The sequence below is a fragment of the Streptomyces puniciscabiei genome, from assembly GCF_006715785.1.
GTDB classification, from domain to species: domain Bacteria; phylum Actinomycetota; class Actinomycetes; order Streptomycetales; family Streptomycetaceae; genus Streptomyces; species Streptomyces puniciscabiei.
Map to the genome: position 1 here is coordinate 26,699 of NZ_VFNX01000005.1, position 21,040 is coordinate 47,738.

20 protein-coding genes are annotated in these 21,040 nt (G+C 72.1%); 10 read left to right on the forward strand and 10 right to left on the reverse strand.

Going from position 1 to position 21,040, the window contains the following annotated elements; genetic code table 11:
• Positions 1–207 precede the first annotated feature (207 nt).
• From FB563_RS39450 to FB563_RS39460, 3 genes are all read left to right on the forward strand, one after another.
• The gene (locus FB563_RS39450; protein ID WP_107100758.1) at positions 208–1,215 is read left to right on the forward strand and encodes an NADP-dependent oxidoreductase; all 1,008 of its coding nucleotides are present in this window, start codon (positions 208–210) and stop codon (positions 1,213–1,215) included.
• Positions 1,212–2,003, forward strand: a complete 792-nt coding sequence (locus FB563_RS39455; RefSeq protein ID WP_055709167.1) for an SDR family NAD(P)-dependent oxidoreductase — start codon at positions 1,212–1,214, stop codon at positions 2,001–2,003. Before FB563_RS39450 ends, FB563_RS39455 begins: the two co-directional genes overlap by 4 nt.
• A gap of 178 nt (positions 2,004–2,181) precedes the next feature.
• Positions 2,182–3,873 carry a tetratricopeptide repeat protein gene (locus FB563_RS39460; protein WP_055709166.1) on the forward strand — a complete coding sequence of 564 codons (1,692 nt, stop codon included), beginning with the start codon at positions 2,182–2,184 and terminating at the stop codon, positions 3,871–3,873.
• A gap of 934 nt (positions 3,874–4,807) precedes the next feature.
• Here the strand turns inward: FB563_RS39460 and FB563_RS39470 are convergent.
• The 3 genes from FB563_RS39470 to FB563_RS39480 all read right to left on the reverse strand — a co-directional run bounded on the left by FB563_RS39470 (position 4,808) and on the right by FB563_RS39480 (position 7,753).
• A complete protein-coding gene (locus FB563_RS39470) occupies positions 4,808–5,539 on the reverse strand; it encodes a DUF7873 family protein (protein ID WP_055709165.1) in 732 nt (243 codons plus the stop codon).
• Between the two features lie 62 nt (positions 5,540–5,601).
• Positions 5,602–6,423 (reverse strand): SDR family NAD(P)-dependent oxidoreductase, encoded by an 822-nt coding sequence (locus tag FB563_RS39475; protein ID WP_055709164.1) that lies wholly within the window; start codon positions 6,421–6,423, stop codon positions 5,602–5,604.
• Between the two features lie 127 nt (positions 6,424–6,550).
• The gene (locus FB563_RS39480) at positions 6,551–7,753 is read right to left on the reverse strand and encodes a PucR family transcriptional regulator (protein ID WP_055709163.1); all 1,203 of its coding nucleotides are present in this window, start codon (positions 7,751–7,753) and stop codon (positions 6,551–6,553) included.
• Between the two features lie 173 nt (positions 7,754–7,926).
• Between FB563_RS39480 and FB563_RS39485 the strand changes: the two genes are divergently transcribed.
• Positions 7,927–10,236: a molybdopterin cofactor-binding domain-containing protein gene (locus tag FB563_RS39485; RefSeq protein WP_055709162.1), complete on the forward strand. Its 2,310-nt coding sequence runs from the start codon at positions 7,927–7,929 to the stop codon at positions 10,234–10,236.
• Between the two features lie 8 nt (positions 10,237–10,244).
• Positions 10,245–10,721 carry a (2Fe-2S)-binding protein gene (locus FB563_RS39490; protein ID WP_055709161.1) on the forward strand — a complete coding sequence of 159 codons (477 nt, stop codon included), beginning with the start codon at positions 10,245–10,247 and terminating at the stop codon, positions 10,719–10,721.
• A gap of 47 nt (positions 10,722–10,768) precedes the next feature.
• Here FB563_RS39490 and FB563_RS39495 read toward each other — a convergent pair whose 3' ends face one another.
• Both FB563_RS39495 and FB563_RS39500 read right to left on the reverse strand, forming a co-directional pair.
• The gene (locus tag FB563_RS39495; RefSeq protein ID WP_079049021.1) at positions 10,769–11,443 is read right to left on the reverse strand and encodes a TetR/AcrR family transcriptional regulator; all 675 of its coding nucleotides are present in this window, start codon (positions 11,441–11,443) and stop codon (positions 10,769–10,771) included.
• Entirely contained in the window at positions 11,440–12,390 is a 951-nt protein-coding gene (locus FB563_RS39500; RefSeq protein ID WP_055709160.1) for an alpha/beta fold hydrolase, read from the reverse strand. The genes FB563_RS39495 and FB563_RS39500 overlap by 4 nt, the downstream gene beginning before the upstream one ends.
• 110 nt (positions 12,391–12,500) lie before the next feature.
• Here FB563_RS39500 and FB563_RS39505 point away from each other — a divergent pair, with 110 nt between their 5' ends.
• Positions 12,501–13,199: an HAD family hydrolase gene (locus FB563_RS39505; protein WP_055709159.1), complete on the forward strand. Its 699-nt coding sequence runs from the start codon at positions 12,501–12,503 to the stop codon at positions 13,197–13,199.
• Positions 13,200–13,223: 24 nt separating this feature from the next.
• Here FB563_RS39505 and FB563_RS39510 read toward each other — a convergent pair whose 3' ends face one another.
• On the reverse strand, positions 13,224–13,919 hold the full coding sequence (locus FB563_RS39510; RefSeq protein ID WP_055709158.1) for a type 1 glutamine amidotransferase domain-containing protein: 696 nt from the start codon (positions 13,917–13,919) through the stop codon (positions 13,224–13,226).
• A gap of 116 nt (positions 13,920–14,035) precedes the next feature.
• On the opposite strand from FB563_RS39510, the gene FB563_RS39515 reads away from it, so the two are divergent.
• Positions 14,036–14,935 (forward strand): LysR family transcriptional regulator, encoded by a 900-nt coding sequence (locus FB563_RS39515; protein ID WP_055709157.1) that lies wholly within the window; start codon positions 14,036–14,038, stop codon positions 14,933–14,935.
• A gap of 23 nt (positions 14,936–14,958) precedes the next feature.
• Here the strand turns inward: FB563_RS39515 and FB563_RS39520 are convergent, their stop codons facing one another.
• Complete coding sequence (locus FB563_RS39520; RefSeq protein ID WP_063797141.1) at positions 14,959–15,408, reverse strand: hypothetical protein; 450 nt, start codon at positions 15,406–15,408, stop codon at positions 14,959–14,961.
• Between the two features lie 285 nt (positions 15,409–15,693).
• Between FB563_RS39520 and FB563_RS39525 the strand changes: the two genes are divergently transcribed.
• Entirely contained in the window at positions 15,694–16,335 is a 642-nt protein-coding gene (locus FB563_RS39525) for a phosphoribosyltransferase (protein ID WP_055709156.1), read from the forward strand.
• 34 nt (positions 16,336–16,369) lie between these two features.
• The gene (locus FB563_RS39530; protein ID WP_055709155.1) at positions 16,370–17,782 is read left to right on the forward strand and encodes an RtcB family protein; all 1,413 of its coding nucleotides are present in this window, start codon (positions 16,370–16,372) and stop codon (positions 17,780–17,782) included.
• 54 nt (positions 17,783–17,836) lie between these two features.
• Here FB563_RS39530 and FB563_RS39535 read toward each other — a convergent pair whose 3' ends face one another.
• Complete coding sequence (locus tag FB563_RS39535; protein WP_055709154.1) at positions 17,837–18,295, reverse strand: archease; 459 nt, start codon at positions 18,293–18,295, stop codon at positions 17,837–17,839.
• 154 nt (positions 18,296–18,449) lie between these two features.
• On the opposite strand from FB563_RS39535, the gene FB563_RS39540 reads away from it, so the two are divergent.
• Positions 18,450–18,875, forward strand: coding sequence for a CBS domain-containing protein (locus tag FB563_RS39540; RefSeq protein WP_055709153.1), 426 nt, complete (start codon positions 18,450–18,452; stop codon positions 18,873–18,875).
• On the opposite strand, the gene FB563_RS39545 is transcribed toward FB563_RS39540, so the two are convergent.
• Together FB563_RS39545 and FB563_RS39550 are read right to left on the reverse strand one after the other, a co-directional pair.
• Positions 18,869–19,864, reverse strand: a complete 996-nt coding sequence (locus FB563_RS39545) for an acyl-CoA dehydrogenase family protein (RefSeq protein ID WP_055709152.1) — start codon at positions 19,862–19,864, stop codon at positions 18,869–18,871. The two genes, FB563_RS39540 and FB563_RS39545, sit on opposite strands and share 7 nt — an antisense overlap.
• Entirely contained in the window at positions 19,864–21,033 is a 1,170-nt protein-coding gene (locus FB563_RS39550) for an acyl-CoA dehydrogenase family protein (RefSeq protein WP_055709151.1), read from the reverse strand. Before FB563_RS39550 ends, FB563_RS39545 begins: the two co-directional genes overlap by 1 nt.
• Between the last annotated feature and the right edge of the window lie 7 nt (positions 21,034–21,040).

Genomic DNA, 21,040 nt, shown 5'->3' on the forward strand with positions numbered 1-21,040 from the left:
ATACCGACTGGTTGGAATGCCTGATAAGCCTGCTGGGCATCACGTTTCGAGTTCGATGTGGCATCCGGTCGACGGTGATCGCTCTACGGCGACGACCCCCGGACCGTAGGCCACCGGGTGCGTGAGTGGCTTGTGGGGAATGTCACACGCCCACGCGTACCTACTGGTCGGTATGGTCGCGGGGAGCCGCGAACGACAGGAGGCGCTATGTCCGCGACCAACCGGCAGATCCGTCTGGCAGCCCGCCCGGTGGGCGAAGTGAAACCCGAGGACTGGGAGCACCGTAGTGAGCCCCTGGAGGAACCGGGCCCGGGCCGGTTCGTCGGCCGGACACGCGTCATCTCCCTGGATCCGGCCATGCGGGGCTGGCTGGACGACCGGCCCTCCTACCTGCCGCCGGTGGGCATCGGAGAGGTGATGCGCGCCGGATCGGTCGTCGAGGTCACCGCCTCCGACCACCCCGGCTTCCAACCGGGTGACCACGTGGTCGGCACCTTCGGCGTGCAGGAGTACGTGGTCTCCGACGGCCGGGGCGCGATGAAGATCGACACCTCGCTCGCCCCGCCCTCGACGTACCTGGGAGCGCTGGGCATGCCCGGCATGACCGCGTACTTCGGCCTGCTGGACGTCGGGGCGCTGAAGGACGGCGAGACGGTCGTGGTGTCCGGGGCCGCCGGAGCCGTCGGAACCATCGCGGGCCAGATCGCGAAGGCCAAGGGCTGCCGGGTCGTGGGCATCGCCGGAGGCCCGGAGAAGTGCGCCCTGCTCACCGGTGAACTCGGCTTCGACGCGGCGATCGACTACCGGGCCGGCGACGTCCGGAAGGCGCTGCGCGAGCACGCCCCCGACGGCATCGACGTCTACTTCGACAACGTCGGAGGGGACATCCTCGACGCCGCGCTGACCCGGCTGGCGATGCACGCCCGCGTCGTGGTCTGCGGTGCGATCAGCCAGTACAACAACGCCACGCCGGTCAAGGGCCCCTCGAACTACCTCTCGCTGCTGGTGCGCCGCGCCCGGATGGAGGGCTTCGTCGTCTTCGACTACGCCAAGCGCTACGCGCAGGCGGCGCAGGAGATCGCCGCCTGGATCGGCGACGGCCGCATCAAGGTCAAGGAACATGTGGTGAGGGGCACCGTGGACGACTTCCCCGAGACGCTGCAGATGCTCTTCCGCGGCGAGAACGTCGGCAAGCTCGTGCTGGAGCTGGCGTGACCGCCGCTGCCCCGCGGGGGGAACAGAAGGACAGCGCCGCGCTCCAGGGGAAGGTGGCGATCGTCACCGGCGCCGCCGGCGGGCTGGGCCGGGCCATGGCGCTGGCACTGGCGAGGGCGGGGGCGCGCGTGGTCGTCGCGGACCTCGACGCGCCGGGCGGCCGGGAGGTGGCCGAGATGGTCGGCGGCCACTTCCGCGCCTGCGACGTCTCCGACCTCGACGCCAACCGCGCGCTGGTGGAGTTCACCCAGGAGACGTACGGCGGGGTCGACATCGCGCTGCTCAACGCGGGGGTGGCGACCGGATGCGGCGTCGGCGAGGACTTCGACCCCGTGCGCTACCGCCGGGCGATGGGGGCCAACCTCGACGGCGTGGTCTTCGGCACCCACGCGGTGCTGCCGGCGCTGCGGGCCCGCGGTGGAGGGTCGATCGTGGCGACCGCGTCCCTGGCGGGCCTGGCGGCCGTGCCGCTCGATCCGCTGTACGGGGCCAACAAGCACGCGGTCGTGGGACTCGCGCGCTCCCTGGGGCCGGCTCTCGCGCCGGAGAACGTGCGCTTCAACGCGGTCTGCCCGGGGTTCGCCGAGTCGCGGATCATCGACCCCCTGCGCGGCATGCTCTCCGAGCAGGGTCTGCCGGTCATCCCGGCCGAGACCGTCGCCGGCACGGTGCTGCGGATCCTCACCGGTGACGGCTCCGGCGAGTGCTGGTTCATCCAGGCCGGCCGGGAACCGGAGCCGTTCCGCTTCCGCAACGTTCCCGGGCCGGGCAGACCCGTCGGCGTCTGAGACGTTTCCGGGGTGGGTCTGAACGACCGGGCCCACCCCTCCTTTCGAGGTCCGCACTCCGCATCCCGCATCCCGCATCACGTCACGACTCGCTCCACTACGCTGCTCGGTACACGCTTCGCGTCATCAATGCGGTCGGTTCCCGGCGCCTCGGCGGTCGGACGGTCAGGGACGATGCATGGACTATTACGATCTCGGCACCTACAGCCGCCCCGTGACGACGTCCTCACCCGAGGCGCAACTCTGGTTCGACCGCGGACTGGTCTGGACGTACGCCTTCAACCACGAGGAAGCCGTCTCCTGCTTCGAAGCCGCCGCGGCGGCCGACCCCCACTGCGCCATGGCCTACTGGGGCATCGCGTACGCACTCGGCCCCAACTACAACAAGCCGTGGGCGTTCTTCGACGAGCAGGACCTCGCACGCACCGTCGCACGCACCCATGCCGCCGTGGAACTCGCCCACGAGAAGGCGGCAGCCGCCGCCACGCCCGTCGAACGAGCCCTCATCGGCGCGCTGCGTGCCCGCTATCCGCAGGCGAAGGCGGTCGACGACTGTTCCGCGTGGAACACGCCGTACGCCGACGGCATGCGCGCCGTCCACGAACTCGCTCCGGACGACCCCGACATCGCCACCTTGTACGCCGACGCGCTGATGAACCTCACGCCCTGGCGGCTGTGGAACCTGCGGACCGGTGGACCGGCCGAAGGCGCCCGCACGCTCGAGGCGAAGGCCGTCCTCGACCGGGCGCTGGCGACCGGTGCCGGGGCGGGGCACCTTGGCGTCCTGCACATGTACATCCACCTGATGGAGATGTCCCCGACGCCCGAGGCCGCCCTGCCCGTCGCCGACCGGCTGCGCGGCCTGGCGCCCGACGCCGGCCATCTGCAGCACATGCCGTCCCACATCGAGGTACTCTGCGGCGACTACCGTCGCGTGGTGTCGGACAACCACGACGCGATCGTCGCGGACGAGAAGTTCCACGCGCGGGCCGGGGCGATGAACTTCTACACGCTGTACCGGTCGCACAACCACCATTTCAAGATCTACGGCGCGATGTTCCTCGGCCAGTTCCGGACCGCCCTGGAGGCAGCGGCCCGGTTGGAGGCGTCCATTCCCGAGGACCTGCTGCGCGTGCAGAGCCCGCCGATGGCCGACTGGCTGGAAGGCTTCCTCGCCATGCGGGTCCATGTGCTGATCCGGTTCGGCCGATGGAGCGACATCCTCCGGCTGCCCCTGCCCGCCGACCGGGAGCTCTACAGCGTGAGCACGGCGATGCTGCACTACGCCCGGGGCATCGCATGGTCGGCCACCGGCCGTATCGCCGAGGCCGAGGCCGAGCGACGGCTGTTCGGCGAGGCGGTCGCCCGGGTCCCGGAGACCCGCATGCTGTTCAACAACACCTGCGCCGACATCCTGGCGATCGCGTCGGCGATGCTCGACGGTGAACTCGCCTACCGCAAGGGCGACCACGACGCCGCCTTCGCCGCGCTGGAGCGGTCGATCGCCCTGGACGACAACCTTCCCTACGACGAGCCGTGGGGATGGATGCAGCCCACCCGGCACGCATACGGCGCCCTGCTCCTGGAGCAGGGGCGCGTCGCGGAGGCCGAGGCGGTCTACCGCGCCGACCTGGGACTCGACGACACCCTTCCCCGCGCCGTGCAGCACCCCGGCAACGTCTGGGCCCTGCACGGGCTGCACGAGTGTCTGGTCCGGCTGGGCAGGGCGGGAGAGACACAGATCGTGGCCCAGCAGTTGAGGATCGCCGCCGCGATGGCCGACGTGCCGGTCGAGGCGTCCTGCTTCTGCCGCCTCGACGCGTTCTCCGACACCGCCGGCGGAGGCGGTTGCTGCACGACGGAACACTGAGCCGTCAGCAGACGGCCCGAGGCGTCCCCCTGGGAGCGCGTCCCGCACCGGAGAGACCGTTTCCCCGCCGGGCACCCGTTCCGCGCCGCTGCCCCCTCGACCACCGTCCGGCTGAAGCCATCCCGCCACCGCACACATCGAGCCGTAGGCCGCCAGGTCCTGGTGCGACAGCAGCAGCGCCCCGGTAACTGCAACATCCGGCAGGCCGACGGTCGCGCGCCGGGACTCGAAGCCGCACTCGATGGCAACGGCGATCAGATCGTCCTTGTCTCTCGAGCGGGACATGGGATTCGCCGAAGCCCTGCGTCGCGCGGGCGGTTCCGACCCGGTCACATGACGGCGGCGTCGACGAGACCCAGGTCGGGCAGGCCGAGCGAGCAGATTCGCTCGGCCTCGTCGGCAGACAGGCCGAAGTGCCGCAGCAGTCCCCGGACGACCAGGTCTCGCCTTCAGCCTCGGCACCTTCGACGGCCGGTGGACGTGGCGGGGCCCGGGAGTCGTATCCAGCTCCCGGGCCCCTGGGGATGCCACCCAATTGCGCACGCCGGCGGCGTTTAAGAGGACGGATCAGTCATCATGCCGTCGTGTTCTTCCTTTGAACTACCGCACCGTGAGAGAGGTGCAGGCGAGAGTCGAACTCGCATCCGACGGCGTTCGTCCGGCCTCCGTCGATCCGGCGATCGGCGGCGATGCTGAGACTGGAGCGAGAGTCTGAGATTGACCACGGCTGCCTCTGCCGAGTTGGGCTACCCCGGCCCGTTGCGGATGTGTGCCGGGGGAAGGACTCGAACCTTCACTGTCACCGTGTCTTCAGGCTGAACTTCAGTGTCAGCTTGCGCTCATCACGCGGACCAGGCCTCAATCCGGCCCGCGCCTGTTGCGCACCCCCGCGCTCGCACGCGGGGGCGATCGTGGATGCTACCCGTGGCCGGTGTCAGCCGAGCAGGTAGCCGAACACCGCCTCGCCGACCCGCTGGTCGGTGACCTCGGAGCCGTTGGCCTCCTCGCGGGCGAACTTCACCGCCTGCTGGAGCTTCTCCACGCGCTCCACCAGCTCGTTCACCCGCCGCGCGGGGAGCGCTCCGGAGAACTTCACGGTCGTCCAGTACCCGATGGGCACGTCCTCGTAGTACACCTCGACCTGCGCCGGGTGCTTGTCGGTCGCCTCCGCCTTGACGTGGTTGCGGGGGACCTTCTTGGTGCGGATCGTGCGCACCGGGTCCGTCTTCCACCAGTCCGTGGACGGGTCGTGCGACCAGGACTCGGCGGCGTCAAGGGTGGGGAGCTTCCTGACGAACGTGTGCAGGTCGGTGAGCTGCTTCTCCAGGAAGAGGAGATAGCTGACCGGGACGTCGGTGAGGATCGTCCGGCCGTCGACCGTGACGTCCGCACGGGCCGCGCAGTTCGCCCAGTCCTTGGTGGCGGTGACGTCGAAGAGCCGGGTCAGGGACACGGACATCTCCCGCAGCACGTCCTCGGCCTGCACCTGCACCCGCGTGGACTCGGGCGGCAGCTGCTCGCCCTCCTCGTCCTTCGGCTGGTACGTACGCGAGATACCGGCCAGCAGCGCCGGCTTCTGCACCTTGTGGTGCGCCGCGGTGATGTCCTGGAGCGACTTGCTCTTGACACCCTTCTCGACAGCGATGATCTGGTTCAGTTTCGCCACTTCGGCTCCCCCTTCGAACAGGCAGGAACGTACCTCACCGGTTCGAACACGCGCACTCGCTTTTAGAGGTCCGCGTCGGTGCGCGGTGCGATGTGGAAGTCGAACGCGAGGGTCCCCGGATCCAGGGCCGTCGCCCCGCCGTCGACCGTGAGCACCGCACCGTTGACATAGGACGCCGCCGGGGAGAGCAACCAGCCGATCGTCTCGGCGACTTCACGCGGCTCGCCCGGCCGGCCCATGGGCAGCGGCCTGGTCGCCTCCGCGTAGGCGGAGTCCACATCGCCGTCCCCCAGCCCCGCCTCCCGGGCGAAACGCGCCATGCGCCGGTCGGCCATCTCGGTCCTCACCCAGCTGGGGCACACCACGTTGGCGCGCACCCCCGCGCGCCCGTAGTCGACGGCCACGGAACGGCACAGCGACAGCAGGGCGGCCTTGGACACGGCGTACGGGGCGTTGCCCGGGCCGTTGAGCAGGGCGGAGACCGACGCGACGGCCACGACGGCACCGCGCGCCCGCAGCAGATGGGGGATCGCCGCGCGCAGGAGCAGCATCGGGCCGGTGACGTTGGTGCGCATCACCTCGTCCCAGTCCGCCGGCGACAGGTCCCCGACGGTTCCGCCGCGCCCGATGCCCGCGTTGAGCACGACACCGTCCAGCCGGCCGTGGGCGTCGAGGGCCGTACGGACAAGACCCTCGGCGGCGCCGGGGTCGCCCACGTCGGACGGGTACGCCAGTGCGCCGGTCTCCTCCTCGAGCCGTCGCAGCGGTTCCACCCGGCGCCCGGTGACCACCACCTGGTGTCCCTGCTCGCGCAGCAACCGTGCGGTGGCCTCGCCGATGCCGGAGCCGGCGCCGGTCACGATGACAACTCGCTCGTCCATCAGAGGGGTTCATCCTTCTGTTCCGGGAGCACGCGGGTAACCGATCGTAGAAGCGGCCGCACGCCCCGCCTCCCGTTACCGGCGATCTTGAGACAGGGGGGTGCGGCCGCGTCACCGGGCGCCGGACCGGTCAGTGCGGCGCGGGTGACCCCGGCCGGCCGCTCAGGCGTACGGCTTCGAGGGCGATGTAGAGCTCGGCGGCGGACGCGGCGTCGGTGGTGCGGCGGCCGGTCAGTTCGGCGACGCGGTTGAGGCGGTACAGGACCGTGTTCCGGTGGCAGTGCAGCCGGCCGGCCGCCGCCGTCGTCGATCCGCCGGCGGTGAACCAGGCCTGCAGGGTGTCCAGCAGGGTGGCCTGTTCCCGCGGGTGCAGGGCGAGCAAGGGGCCGAGGACCGTCCGGGCGACTTCCCGCGCCATGTCGGGGGAGGCGGCCGCCAGGAGCGATACCGGCGCGCTGCCGTACAGATGGGTGCCGCCCGTTCCGTGGGGCAGGCACTGGACGGCCAGTTGGGCCTGCCGCCAGGCCGCCGGGGCGTTCACGGGCGAGGTGAACGCGCGGCTGACCCCGACCCGGGTCAGCGCGAGGTCGGACAGCCGGTCGACGGCATGCGCGACGGCCTGTTCGTGGGGGAGGGACAGCAGACCCACCCAGGCCCCTATCGGCTGGATCCACTCGGAGCCGATGCCGGCGGCCCGCAGGCGGCTTCGCACGCTGGGCAGTGGCTCCACCCCGTCGTGGACCTCGGCGCAGACCACCAGAAAGGGGCCCTGCCGGTCGAGGTCCAGGACCCGTGCGATCTCCCATGCGCTCGCACTGGTGCCGGCCCTGCCGTCGAGCAGGGTGGTGAGCATCATGCTCCGGGCCGTGGTGTCGCGACGCGACTGCTCCTCGAGGGTGGCCCGGTAGGCGTCGGCGGCCGCACTGGAGTAGTCGTCGATGGCCGCCCAGATGCCGGAGGCCATGTGCAGCAGCTGGACCGTGCTCTCCTCGTCCACGGCGGCCGCGAGCAGCCGGTCCCAGACGAAGCGGCCGGCCAGCCGGTAGGCATGCAGCAGTGCGGCCAGCGGGATGCCCTGTGCGGCCTTCAGCCGCCCGGCGGCGCGCGGCGCCTGAAGCGTCGTCGGCCGCCCCTGCAGCGCCGCGAACATCGTGGTCAGGTTGTCGCGCACCACAGCGCGCAGCTGTTCCCGGCCGAGCAGCGTGCTCTCGGTGTACGCGTGCTCGCCTCCGAGGATCTCGTCGGTGAGGTCCTCCGCGAGCCGGTCCACCTCGGCCAGCAGGCGGCCGACCAGTCGGACGAACCGGTCGTCGGCCCTCGGCTGCGTCGTCACGGGCGCAGTGTAGTCCGGCGGAACTGTGCGCCGGCACAGGCCGGCGCCGCCTTTTCCCGCCCCCCGCCTATGGCCGAAACCGGTGGCGGGCGGTGGAATCACCGGCGGCGCGTCCCACCGTGACCGCACGGATCGGGCATGTGCACAACTCGTGGCGGATCGAAGGAGACCGTATGGACGGTGTACCCGGAACGGCCGGGATGGGGCGGCGGCGATTCCTCGGGTATGTGCTGGCCGCCTCGACGCTGACCGTGGCCGCCGAACTCGGTGAGGTGGCGCTCGCGCCGGACGGGGCGATGGCGGTCGTCCCCTCCGTGCCGGGTCCGGCGGAGATCTACGACCTCAACGACATGCTCACCGACGCGGCACTGCCGACGGCGAACCTGATCACGATCCGGCTCGACAGCGACGGCACGGCCTCCTTCGCGCTGCCCCGGGCGGAGGTCGGGCAGGGCATCACGACCTCCAGCGCCATGCTGATCGCCGAGGAACTGGACCTGCCGCTGGAGCGGATCCGGGTCACGCTCGCGGACGCGCGGCCGGAGCTGCTGTTCAACCAGCTCACCGGTGGCTCCAACACCACGATCTCGACCTTCACACCGATCCGGGTGGCCGCCGCGGTGGCCCGGGGCCGGCTGATGCGGGCGGCGGCCCTGGAACTCGGGGAGGCTCTGGACACCCTGACCGCCAAGGCCGGGGTCATCACCTCGTCGGCCACCGGACGCAGTCTCACGTACGGCGAACTCGCTGAAAAGGCGGCGGCCATGACGACCAGTCAGGTCTCCGTCGCACTGAAGGAGGCCGCCGACTTCGAGGTCATCGGCACCCCGCAGGGGCGTGTCGACGCGCGGGAAGCGGTGACCGGGCGCAAGAAGTTCGCCATGGACCTGCACGTCCCCGACGCCCTGCCGACCATGGTGTGCCGGCCGCCGGCGATCAACGGCACCGTGCGCTCGGTGGAGAACCTCGCCGCGGTGCGGGCGATGCCCGGCATCACCGACGTCGTGGCCGTCTCGACCGGCGTCGCCGTCCGTGGCCGCACGTTCGGGCAGTGCATCGACGCCGTGCGCGCGCTGAAGGTCTCCTGGGGTCCCGGAACGGCCGAGGGGAAGAGCGACGACACCGTCCGCGACGAACTCCGCAAGGCGGAAGTCCCGCTTCCCGCACCGGACCTGCTGAGCAAGTCGGTCGACGCCCGGTTCACCTTCCACTTCGCGAGCAACAGCGCGCTGGAGACCAACTGCGCCATCGCCGACGTACGGGAGGACTCGGCCGAGATCTGGGGAAGCCTGAAGTCCCCGATCACCGCCCAGGAGCAGATCGCGCTGAAGCTGGGACTGCCGGCCGGCGCAGTGAAGGTCCATGTCACCGAGGGCGGCGGCTCCTTCGGCCGAAAGCTCTTCCATGACGCCGCCGCCGAGGCCGCCGAGATCTCGAAGGCGATGGGCAAGCCGGTCAAGGTGATGTGGCACCGCACCGACGACTTCCGGCAGGGCCGCACGCACCCGATGGCCACCTCGCGCGTGCGCGCCACCTACGCGCTCGGCCAGGTGCTCACCTACGACCAGCGGCACACCTCCGTGGCCACCGACTTCGGCCACGGTGTCGGTGAGATCATCACCGCGGAGGCCGCACGGCTGCCCGTCGGCGATCTGACCTTCTCCGAGACGATCTTCGCGCTCAGTCAGCAGACGCCGTACCACTTCGGCGTCGTCACCCAGGTGCTCGGCGAGACCGACAAGGGATTCCACACCGGCTCCATGCGCAACATCTACTCGCCCAACGTGCGCTGTGCGCAGGAACTGGTCGTGGACGAGCTGGCGAAGCGGATGGGCAAGGACCCGTACCGGTTCCGCCGGGAGTTCCTCAAGGAGGAGCGGGCGCGGGCCGTCCTCGACAAGGTGGCCGACGTCGGGCAATGGGGCCGGAGCATGCCCGCTGGCACGGCACAGGGCATCGCGCTCCATCCCGAGTATCACGCGTACGTCGCCGTCCTCGCCGAGATCGACTGCCGGCCGGAGACCACCGGCCGCACGATCCGCGACGCCTGCACCGGACCGCGTGTCACCAAGGTGGTGTGCGCCGTCGACGTGGGTCTGGCGGTCAACCCGCGAGGACTCGAGGCGCAGATGATGGGCGGCATCATGGACGGCATCGCGATCACCCTCACCTCCGGCCTCCATCTCGCGGGCGGCCACTTCCTGGAGGGGAGTTGGGACCACTACTTCTACACCCGGCAGTGGAACACCCCGCCCGAGCTGGAGATCGTCGTCATGCCGCCGGCCACCGGGCAGCCCGGAGGCGCGGGCGAGCTGGCCGTGGCGGGTGCGGCCGCTGCGGTGGCCTGCGCCTACGGCCGGGCCACCGGCACCATGCCGACGGACTTCCCGGTCAACCACGCCGGACCGCTCGGCTTCGAGCCGCTGCCCACCACGCCGCCGATCCCCGCGTCCCCCACCGACGGACTCGACCGCGCCTTCTAGGAGACCATGTGCCCGAACACACCTTCATCCTCAACGGCAAGCGGGTGTCCGTCGACGTCGAGGACGACGTCCGGCTGCTGTGGGTGCTCAGAGACGTCCTCGGTGTCACCGGACCGAAGTACGGCTGCGGCCTCGGCGTCTGCCAGGCCTGCACCAGCCACATCAACGGCAAGGCCTTCAACCCCTGTTCGGTGCCGGTGAAGGACATCGGCGCCGATGACGAGATCACCACCATCGAGGGCCTGCCCGCCACCGTCGGCCGTGACCTGCATCCGATGCAGGAGGCCTGGCTGGAGTACGACGTCGCGCAGTGCGGCTACTGCCAGCCCGGTCAGATCATGACCGCCGTCGCCAAGGTCCGCCAGGCCCGCGCGGAGGGCCGGGAGATCACCGAGGCCGACCTGGACGAGATCCGCAACGTCTGCCGGTGCGGCACCTACCACCGCATCCGGCAGGCGATCACGGCCGGCGCGAAGAAGTACTGAGGCGTCGGCCGGGATGTCGCCGAGCAGCCGGTGCGGCGGCGGGCCGCCTAAGCGTCGTCCGCCGGTTTCAGCTGCAGCGCGTTCTCCCAGATCTTGTTGAGCGTCGTCACCAGCCGTTCGAAGGGGATCCGCTGCCCGAGCACGAACACGCTGTAGGCCATGCGGCTCACCATGCCGGACAGGGCGTGGGCCGTCACCAGCGGATCGAGAGTGGGGTCGGCCTCGCCGCTGTCCTGCAGGGCGCGGATCATCCTGGCGTTGCGCCGCGCGAAGGCGTTGCCGCGTTCGACCCGCAGCGCCAGGAAGCTGTCGTCGATGTGCGCGACCTGCTCGAAGAGGGCCATCAGGCGCGCGTTCTTCTTGTACGAGCGCAGATAGTCACGGTTGGCCGCGTCGATGAGCTGCCGGGTGTCGGTGATGCCGGTGCGCTCGCGCAGGTGCGGATGGAGCATCTCCTCCTGCACCATGGCGACGAGCGCCCGGAAGACATCCTCTTTGTCGGTGAAGTAGGTGTAGAACGAGCCGGACGCGACATGGGCGGCCGCGGTGATGTCGGTGATCCGGGCGTCGAGATAACCGTCGCGCTCGAAGACCTCGCGCGCCGCGGCGATGAGCGCGTTTCGCGTGCGCTCGCCCCGCCGGCTGCGCGGGGCGAGCGGTTCCCGGGGTCCGTCATGAGCCGGGGCCCGGCGGCCCTTGCCCGGGTGCGGCGCCGGCTTCACCGTCCCAGGTCCAGCGAGCCGAGGAAGCGGAGGAGCGCGGCGTTGACCTCCTCGGGGCGCTCCTGCTGGACCCAGTGGCCGGCGCCCTCCAGGACGACGTGCTCGCGCAGGTCGGTGAGGACGTCACCGAGGCGCTGCGCGGGCATGAACCTGGCGACGGGATCCCGGGAGCCGGTGAGGAAGAGGGACGGCTGCGTGAGGGGACGGCCCTCCAGGTCGCGGGTCAGCGCCCAGTTGCGGTCCATGTTGCGGTAGTAGTTGAGGCCGCCCGTGAAGCCGGTCGCCTCGAACGTCCTGACGTAATAGGCCAGTTCGTCCTCGTCGAGCCACGGCGGGGGCGCGAGTTCCGCCTCGTCGCGGGACGCCCACTCGGCGGAGTAGACCTCGCGTGCGACGAGCGTCCTGCGGACGTTCCGCGCCAGCGCCTCGTCCGCGGCTCCGGGCTCCTGGAACCACACCATGTAGAAGTCGTCGCCCAGACGCGAACGGAGGACGGGCAGCGGCGCGACGGGGGAGCGCGGGGTGACGGGCACGCTCAGGCCGGCCACGGCCCGCACCCGTGCGGGATGCAGCCAGGCCATGTGCCATACGACGTTGGCTCCCCAGTCGTGTCCCACGAAGACCGCGTCCTCGGCGCCCACGTCGTCCAGGAGGCCCGCGAGGTCCCCGCACAGGCTCAGCACGTCGTAGGCCTCGACCTCCCGAGGCCGTGAGCTCCCTCCGTAACCGCGCATGTCGGGCGCGAGGACCCGGTAGCCGGCCTGGGCCAGGGCGAAGACCTGGTGCCGCCAGGAGAAGGCGAGCTCGGGAAACCCGTGGCACAGCACGACCGGCGGTGTGCCGGGCCGCTGCTCGCCGTGCTCGAAGACGCGCAGGGTGATGCCGTTCGTGGCGACCTCACGTGCCTCGAGGCGCTCCCAGTCCGCGAGTGAAGCCTTCGTCGTCATGTGCCACCGCACCGCCCATCGGCTGATCACCCTCGACCAACTGCCCTGGTCGACGGGAGGTTATAAGTATTGAACCTGACGTTGGATTCAAATATACAGGGAGAGGGACGATGCATCTCTTCGGCCGGGGCGCGGACACGACGCCCGGTACCCGCAGCGCCGTCCTGTTCGACTTCGGCGGTGTGCTCACCACCAGCGTGCACGCGGCCTTCGAGCAGCTGGGGACCGAGCTGGGCTGCGACCCGCGGCTGCCGCTGCGGCTGCTGGCCAGGGACAAGGTGAGCGGCGCCCTGCTCGTGGCGCACGAGGAAGGCCGGATCGGCGAGCTGGAGTTCGAACAGGGCTTCGCCGAGCGGCTCCGCGCCCACGGAGTGGCGATCGACCCCGCGGAGCCGGGCATCGTCCGCCGGATCCAGCGCGCGCTGGAGCCCGACCACGCCATGATCGATCTGGTCGCGCGGGTGCGCGAGGCAGGGTACCGGGTCGGTCTGCTGTCCAACTCGCTCGGTGACGACTGCTACGCCGGGTTCGACCTGCCGGTCATGTTCGACGCCGTCACCATCTCGGGAGAGGTGGGCGTCCGCAAGCCCTCGCGCCGGGCCTACGAGATCGCCTGCGAACGGCTGGGCGTCCGCCCGGAGGACGCGGTGATGGTGGACGACCTGGAGCAGAACATCACCGCGGCCGAACGCGCGGGTCTCGCGGGGATCGTGCACACGGACGCCTCCGCGACGGCCACGGCGCTGACCTCCGTACTCGGCCCTCGCGCACGGCGTCCGGGCCCGGGCGCGCGAGGGGCCATGGAGTGACGGGGCATCGCCCGCTGCGGCGGTTCAGCCCAGTTTCCTCAGCAGTTCCGCGGCGAGCGGGGCGGAGGAGGCGGGGTTCTGTCCGGTGATCAGGTTGCGGTCGACGACCACGTTGGGCGCCCACGGCTCGCCGACCTGGACGTCGACGCCCGCCTCCTCGAGCCGCGTCTGCAGCAGCCACCTGGCCTTGTCGGCGAAGCCCGCCTGCGTCTCCTCGGCGTTGGTGAACGCGGCCACCCGGTAACCGGCGAAGGCGTTGGAACCGTCGCCCCGCTCGGCGGCGAGCAGCGCGGCCGGGGCGTGGCAGACCACACCCAGCGGTTTGCCCGAGCCGAGCGTGTCGATGAGGAGCCGGCCGGAGACGGCATTGACGGCGAGGTCCTCCATGGGGCCGTGGCCGCCCGGGTAGAAGACGGCGTCGTAGTCGTCCAGGCGGACGTCCTCCAGCCGGACCGGGGTCTTGATCTCGCCGATGGAGGCGAGGGCGGCGGCGATCCTGTCCGCGCCCTCCTGTCCGCCGTTGACCTCGGGCGCGAGGCTGCCGCGGTCGACGGTCGGGACGACGCCGCCGGGCGTGGCGACGACGATCTCGTGACCGGCTGCCCTGAACGCCTCGTACGGGGCGACGGCCTCCTCGGCCCAGAAACCGGTCGGGTGCTTGGTGCCGTCGGCCAGCGTCCAGTGGTCGACGCCGGTCATCACGAAGAGGATCTTCGACATGGTGCTTCTTTCGGGGGAGTTGGAGAGATCGTCCTCGAACCTAGGACCCCGAGCCATGTGTTTCCAATGAGGACTCCAATGCCAGGCATTGGAACTTCTATGGCTACCTTTGATGCGTGAGCGATCTCGACCTGAACCTGCTGCGCACGTTCCTGGCGGTGTACCGATCGGGTTCGTTCACCGGTGCCGCGCAGCTGCTGGGGCTGTCGCAGCCCACGGTGACGACACAGATGCGCGCCCTGGAGCGGCAGACGGGACGGGAGCTGTTCGAGCGGCTGCCGCGAGGGGTCGCGCCGACCGCCGTGGCCGACGAACTCGCGGTACGGGTCGCCCCGGGGCTGGACCTGCTCGCCGCCGTTTCCGGCCCGGACGCGACGGAGGGCCGTACGGCCGATCCGGTGCACCTCGCCGGCCCCGCCGAGTTCCTGTGCACCGGCGTGCTGCCGGTGCTGGCGCCGCTCGTGGCGGACGGGGTGCGGCTGCGGGTGGCGGCGGGGCTGACCGACGCACTGCTCGAGGAGCTACGGGCGGGCCGCCACGACCTGGTGATCGCCACGCTCCGCCCCCAGGGCCGGACACTGTCCGCGGTGCCGCTGGCGGACGAGGAGTTCGTGCTGGTCGCGGCTCCCGTGTGGGCCGAGCGGGTGAAGGAGCCGCTCGCCACCGAGGGCCCCTCGGTCCTGCACTCGGTTCCGCTGGTGACATACGCGGAGGACCTGCCCATCGCCCGCCGCTACTGGCGTCATGTCTTCGGTCGCCGGCTCTCCTGCCCCGCCGCCGTCACGGTGCCGGACCTGCGCGGAGTGAAGGCCGCGGTCGTGGCCGGCGCGGGCTTCACCGTGCTGCCCCGCTATCTGTGCGCCGACGAGCTCGCCTCCGGAGCCCTCGTCGTCCTGCACGAGCCCGACGACGCCCCGATCAACACCGCCTACCTGGTCCAGCGCCCGGGCGTCCCCGACAACCCGGACGTGATCCGCGTCCGCGACCACCTGCTGCACGCCCTGCGTGGCCGGTGACGACAGACCTGGGCGGCGGAGACCTACCGGGGCAGGGCAGCAGGAGCACTCCCGTCGTCGGTCTCTCCGCGTACCGGAACCGGCTGCCGATAGCGCGTGGAGGTGTCGATCCTCGGGGCGGCCCGGCCGAGCCGCAGAGCCGTGCCCCGCGCCTCGTCGTCGTCCGCGACGGACACGGCGAGGAGCCGGAAGGGGGCCGAGGGCCGCAGTTCGACGACCACGACCGGCCTCCCGGGCCGCAGGGCCACGAAGTCCGTGCCGCCGGGATGGCCGCGCGTGCCGACGGACCAGCCGCCCGGAACCCAGGTGCCGCGCTGCCGGGCCCCGCGCAGGGCGCGCCACCAGTCGGCCTCGACCGTCACCCGGCACACCGCAGCCAGCGGCACCCGCACGTGACCGCGCCGGGCCGCTGCCCGTTGCCACCACGGCAGGCGTACGACCACGTCGTCCCCGTCGACGAGAATGCGTGCCATCGCTCAGCTCCTCCGTTCCATACTCGTCGCTTCCGCGCGCGGCTGCCGGACACCGCCGCGATCGGTGCCGCTCGTCACCCGGCACCGGGCCGCGGACATGCGGGCGTGTCCCGTGTCGTGGCGGTGCGGTCCGGGTACCCGGCCGGGGCGCCGGAGGGAGGTGCCCCGTGTCCGTCCGGTTGTCCGGGTGCGAGCAGGAGCACCTGCCGGGCGCGAGCCGTCGTACGACCGCACGCCGCGGCCCGGGGACGAGCCCGGCGGAGGTGTGGAAGGAGTCGACTGGGCATGCGGTTTCATGATCGCGTCCACGCCGGCCGGGAGCTGGCCGAGCGGCTGCGCATCCGGCAGGAGGCGGGGGCGCTGACGCATCCGGTCGTGCTGGCCCTGCCGCGCGGCGGGGTGACGGTGGCCCGCGAGGTGGCGCGGGCGCTGGAGGCGCCGCTCGACGTGCTGGTCGCGCGCAAGATCGGCGCACCCTTCCAGGAGGAGCTGGGTGTCGGGGCGCTCGCGGGTGACGACCCCCCGCTGTTCGACGAGCGGACCCTGGACGAACTCGGCCTGGAGGAGGCGGCCCTGGACGAGGTGGTGGAGCGGGAACGGGCGGAGCTGCACCGCCGGGAGGAGCGGTACCGGCAGGGCCGTCCCGCGCCCGAGCTGCGGGACCGTACCGTCATCCTGGTGGACGACGGGGTGGCCACCGGGGCGACCGCGCGGGCGGCGCTGCGCTGGCTGCGCCGCCAGGCGCCGGAGCGGGTGGTGCTCGCGGTGCCGGTGTGTTCGCCGCAGGCGGCCGAGCTGCTGCGCGGCGAGGCCGACGAGGTGCTCTGCCTGCAGCGGCCGACCGTGTTCCTGGCCGTGGGGGAGTGGTACGAGGACTTCGAGCAGCTGACGGACGACGACGTGCTCGCCGCGCTGCACGGGCAGTGACCCCGGGGTACGCCGAACCGGAGCGGAGGCCGCGATGGAGTTGATCGAGGAACGTTCCTTCCGCTACCGCATCGAGCCGCACGCCGGCATGCGGGTGCCCGGGATCGTGTTCGCGTCCCGGCAGCTGCTCCGGGACGCCGAGCAGTCCCTGGAGCAGGTCGTGCACGTGGCCACCCTGCCCGGTATCGTCGCCGCCTCCTACGCCATGCCGGACATCCACTGGGGGTACGGCTTCCCCATCGGCGGGGTCGCCGCCACCGACGTGGACGCCGGCGGGGTGGTCTCCCCGGGCGGTGTCGGCTTCGACATCTCCTGCGGGGTGCGGCTGCTGGCCGCCGACTGCGACGGCGAGACGCTCCGGCCCGCGCTGACCGCGGTGATGGACGGCCTCGACCGGGCGATCCCGCGGGGCGCCGGGCCCGGCGGCGTATGGCGGCCGGACGGCCCCGGGGAGCTGGAGCGACTGCTGGCCGAGGGCTCCCGCTACGCCGTGGAGCGGGGCCACGGGGAGGAACGCGACCTGCTGCGCTGCGAGGACGGCGGCGCGGTCGCCGACGCCGACGTGAACCAGGTGGGCCCGCGGGCCCGGGAGCGGGGCCTCGGCCAGGTGGGCAGCCTGGGCTCCGCCAACCACTTCCTGGAGGTGCAGCAGGTGGCCGAGGTGTACGACGGCCCGGCCGCGGCCGCCTTCGGGATCCGGCCGGGTCAGGTGTGCGTGATGATCCACTGTGGCTCGCGTGGGCTGGGGCACCAGATCTGCACCGACCATGTGCGGCTCATGGACCGCGCCATGGCCCGCTACGGCATCTCCGTGCCCGACCGGCAGCTCGCCTGTACGCCGGTCGACTCGCCCGAGGGGCAGGCCTATCTCGGGGCGATGGCCGCCGCCGCCAACTACGGCCGGGCGAACCGGCAGTTGCTGTCCGACGCCGCGCGGGGTGTGTTCCGGCGCGCGGCCGGAGCCCGGCTGTCGCTGGTGTACGACGTCTCCCACAACCTCGCCAAGATCGAGACCCACCCGGTGGACGGACAGCGGCGCCGGCTGTGCGTCCACCGCAAGGGCGCCACCCGCGCCTTCCCGCCCGGCCATCCCGAACTGCCCGACGACATAAGCGGGTTCGGGCAGCCGGTACTGATCCCCGGCACCCTCGGGACGGCGTCGTACGTGCTGGCCGGCGTGGACCGGGGCGACGCCTTCCACTCCACCTGCCACGGTGCCGGCCGCACCATGAGCCGCCACCAGGCCGCGCGCAGCATCACCGGCAGCGAGCTGCGCACCCGGCTGCGGCACGCCGGCATCGCCGCGCGCCCGAAGTCCTGGCGCGGCCTGACCGAGGAGACACCGGAGGCGTACAAGGACGTCGACGCCGTCGTCGCCGCGAGCGAGGGGGCGGGGCTGTGCCGGAAGGTCGCCCGGCTGGTGCCGCTCGGGGTGGTGAAGGGCTGACCGCCGGTGGCCGGCGGACGGGGGTTACGGCGATGGGCGCGCGCGTGTGTGTGGTCACACGTCCACGATCACCGTGCAGGACCAGCCGTACGCGTCCGGGCCGATGTGCAGCTCCTGCCAGGAGACACCCTTGGGCGCGGCACCGATGACGGTGACGTCCGCGAGGCGGGCGAGCGACAGCCGTACCTCCAGTCCACCGTCGTCGGTGGGCTCCGCTTCCACGTCGACGGGGATCCGGCCCGCCACCTCCAGCCGGTAGACCACCTCGTCCAGCAGCGCGACCAGCAGGTCCGCGTCGTCGCCGGGGGCCAGACGGACCCGCTCCATGGTGGCGGGGTGGGCCTCGGACACATCGGCGAAGGCCTCGACCATGGCGCGTACGGCCTCGGTCAGACACTGTTCCCGGGTGGCGCCCCAGGCCTGCAGCCGCGTGTCCGCCGTGTGCGGCATCGAGCGGTGACCGTTCTCGCCCTCGCGTCGTGCGCGCAGCTCGTCGCTGATGTCACCCACCATGGCCGCCAAGATCCCTTCTCCGGCTCCCCCCTCGGGTTCCATCGTCACTCGCCGGGCCCGGCGGCGCCATGTCTGCCGGTTTGCCCGAGCCGTCCCGGGCTACGCGGGCGGGCGAGGCCGTACGCCTCACCCTTCTCGGAGCCGGAGGTGCCCGATGACACGGCGGATACGTGACGTGATGTCGCCCGGCGCGGTGGCGGTGGAACCGATGACCACGGTGGAACGGGCGGCGTTCCTCATGCGGGAGCACGACATCGGTGACGTCCTGGTCGCCTACGACTGCGATCTGTTCGGTGTGCTCACCGACCGCGACATCGTGGTGCGGACGCTCGCCGAGGGACTGGACCCGCACACCACCACGGCCGGCACGGTGTGCAGCCGGCCGCCGGTGCTGACCGTGACACCCGAGGACACCACGGACCGCGCGGTCGAGCTCATGCGAAGGCACGGGCTGCGCCGGCTCCCGGTCGTGGAACACGGCGGCTGCCCGGTCGGGTTCGTCAGCCTCGGTGACCTGGCGGCCGCCGAGGACCCGCACTCGGCGCTGGCGGAGATCAGCAGGGCGGAACCCAATCACTGACCCGGCGCGAGCACCCGGGCCCGGCAGGCCGACGGTGTGCCCCAGGAGGTGCGCAGCGCGCGGGCCTTGCGGATCCACAGGGACAGGTCCAGTTCCTCGGTGTAGCCGAGGGCGCCGTGCAGGTGCAGGGCGGTGCGCGCCGCGGCGTACGCCGCCTCGCAGGCGGAGACCTTCGCCGCGGCGATATCGCTTCCGCGCCCGTCGCCGCCCCGCTCCAGCGCCAGCGCGGCGGCGTGGACCAGCGGCTGGGCGAACTCCAGGGCGACGAGGGTGTCGGCCAGCCGGTGCTTGACCGCCTGGAAGGAGCCGACGGCGACCCCGAACTGCTTGCGCCGCCGGACGTGTTCGACGGTGCGGTCCAGCAGGGCGCGGCCCAGCCCGAGGGCCTGCGCTGCGGTGGTGAGCGCCGCGAGCTCGGCTGCGTGCGCGGCCGCCGCGGCGACGGCCGGCCCCTGGGCCAGTACGCCGCCGCCGAGCGGGCGGGCCGGCCGCCGCGCCGGGTCCAGCGAGTGCTGTACGGGGCCGTGCGCCCGGGCCAGGCGCAGGGTGTCGCCCTCGACGACGAACACCGCGTCGGCGGCGTCCGCGTCCAGGGCGTAGGGACTGCCGGGGGAGAGCAGGCACAGCGAGGCGACGACCTTGCCGGCGGCGATCCCCGGCAGCCAGGCCGCGGCCGACGCCGCGTCGCCCAGCCGGTCCAGCAGGGCCGCCGCCGCGACCGTCTCCACCAGCGGTCCCGGCACCGCGTGGCGGCCCAACTCCAAGAAGGCCACGGCAAGTTCGACCGGTCGCGCACCCAATCCGTCGTAACGCTCCGGTGTCCCGAGCGCGAACACCCCGGCCTCGGCCAGCCTGGCCCACAGGGCGCGGCCGGGCCCGGTGTCCCCGGCCGCCCAGGTCCGTACGACGTCCGGTGTGCCCGCCGCCCTCAGCATGGCGTCCAGTGAGCGGGCGAAGTCGCGCTGCTCGGCGTCCAGGAGGAAGCGCATCACCGGCGTCCCTTCGGCAGGCCGAGCAGCCGCTCGGCGATGATGTCGCGCTGGATCTCGTTGGTGCCCGCGTAGATGGGACCGGCCAGGGAGAAGACGTACCCCTCGGCCCAGCCGCCGTGCGCGGGCGCGTCCGCGGCGTCGTCGGCGAGGTCGCCGTAGGGGCCGAGCAGGTCGAGGGCGGTCTCGTGCAGAGCGATGTCCAGTTCGGACCAGAACACCTTGTTGAGGCTCGACTCCGCCCCGATCGAGTCTCCCGCCGCCAGGCGCGAGGCGGCCGCGTAGGCGAACAGCCGGTAGGCGCGGGTGCCGATCACCGCATCGGCCACCCGGTCGCGCAGCGCGGTGTCGCAGGGGTCGGCGACCGAGCGCCACAGGGCAGTGAGCCGGTCGGCGGCGGCCGTGAAGCGGCCGGGGCTGCGCAGGGTGAGCCCGCGTTCGCTGCCCGCCGTGCTCATCGCCACCCGCCAGCCCTGCCCGGGCTCGCCGATCACGTCCTCGTCGGGCACGAAGACCTCGTCGAGGAAGATCTCGGCGAAGGCGGGCTTGCCGTCGAGCCGGCGGATGGGCCGCACCGTCACCCCCTCCGCGTCCAGCGGGAACATCAGGTACGTCAGTCCCTGGTGGGGCCGGTCGGCGTGGGGGTCGCTGCGGAACAGTCCGAACGCGCGGTCGGCGAACGCCGCCCGCGACGACCAGGTCTTCTGGCCGCTCAGGCGCCAGCCGCCGGCCGTGCGCACGGCCGTGGAGCGCAGCGAGGCCAGGTCGGAGCCCGACTCCGGCTCGGACCAGGCCTGGGCCCAGATCACCTCGCCGCTCGCCATGGGCGGCAGGACGCGCGCGCACTGCTGCGGTGTCCCGTGCTCGAAGAGGGTGGGCGCGAGGAGGTTGATGCCGTTCTGGCTGACCCGGCCGGGCGCACCGGCCGCGTAGTACTCCTCCTCGAAGATCAGCCACTGGAGGAGGGAGGCGCCCCGGCCGCCGTACTCATCGGGCCAGGAGACCACCGACCAGCGGTCGGCGAACAGGGTGCGCTCCCAGTCCCGGTGGGCCGCGAACCCCTCTGCCGTCTCCAGCGAGGGCAGGGGGGTGCCGGGCACATGACCGGCGAGCCAGGCCCGTGCCTCGGCGCGGAAGGCGTCGTCCGCGGCGGAGAAGTCGAGGTCCATCAGCCGC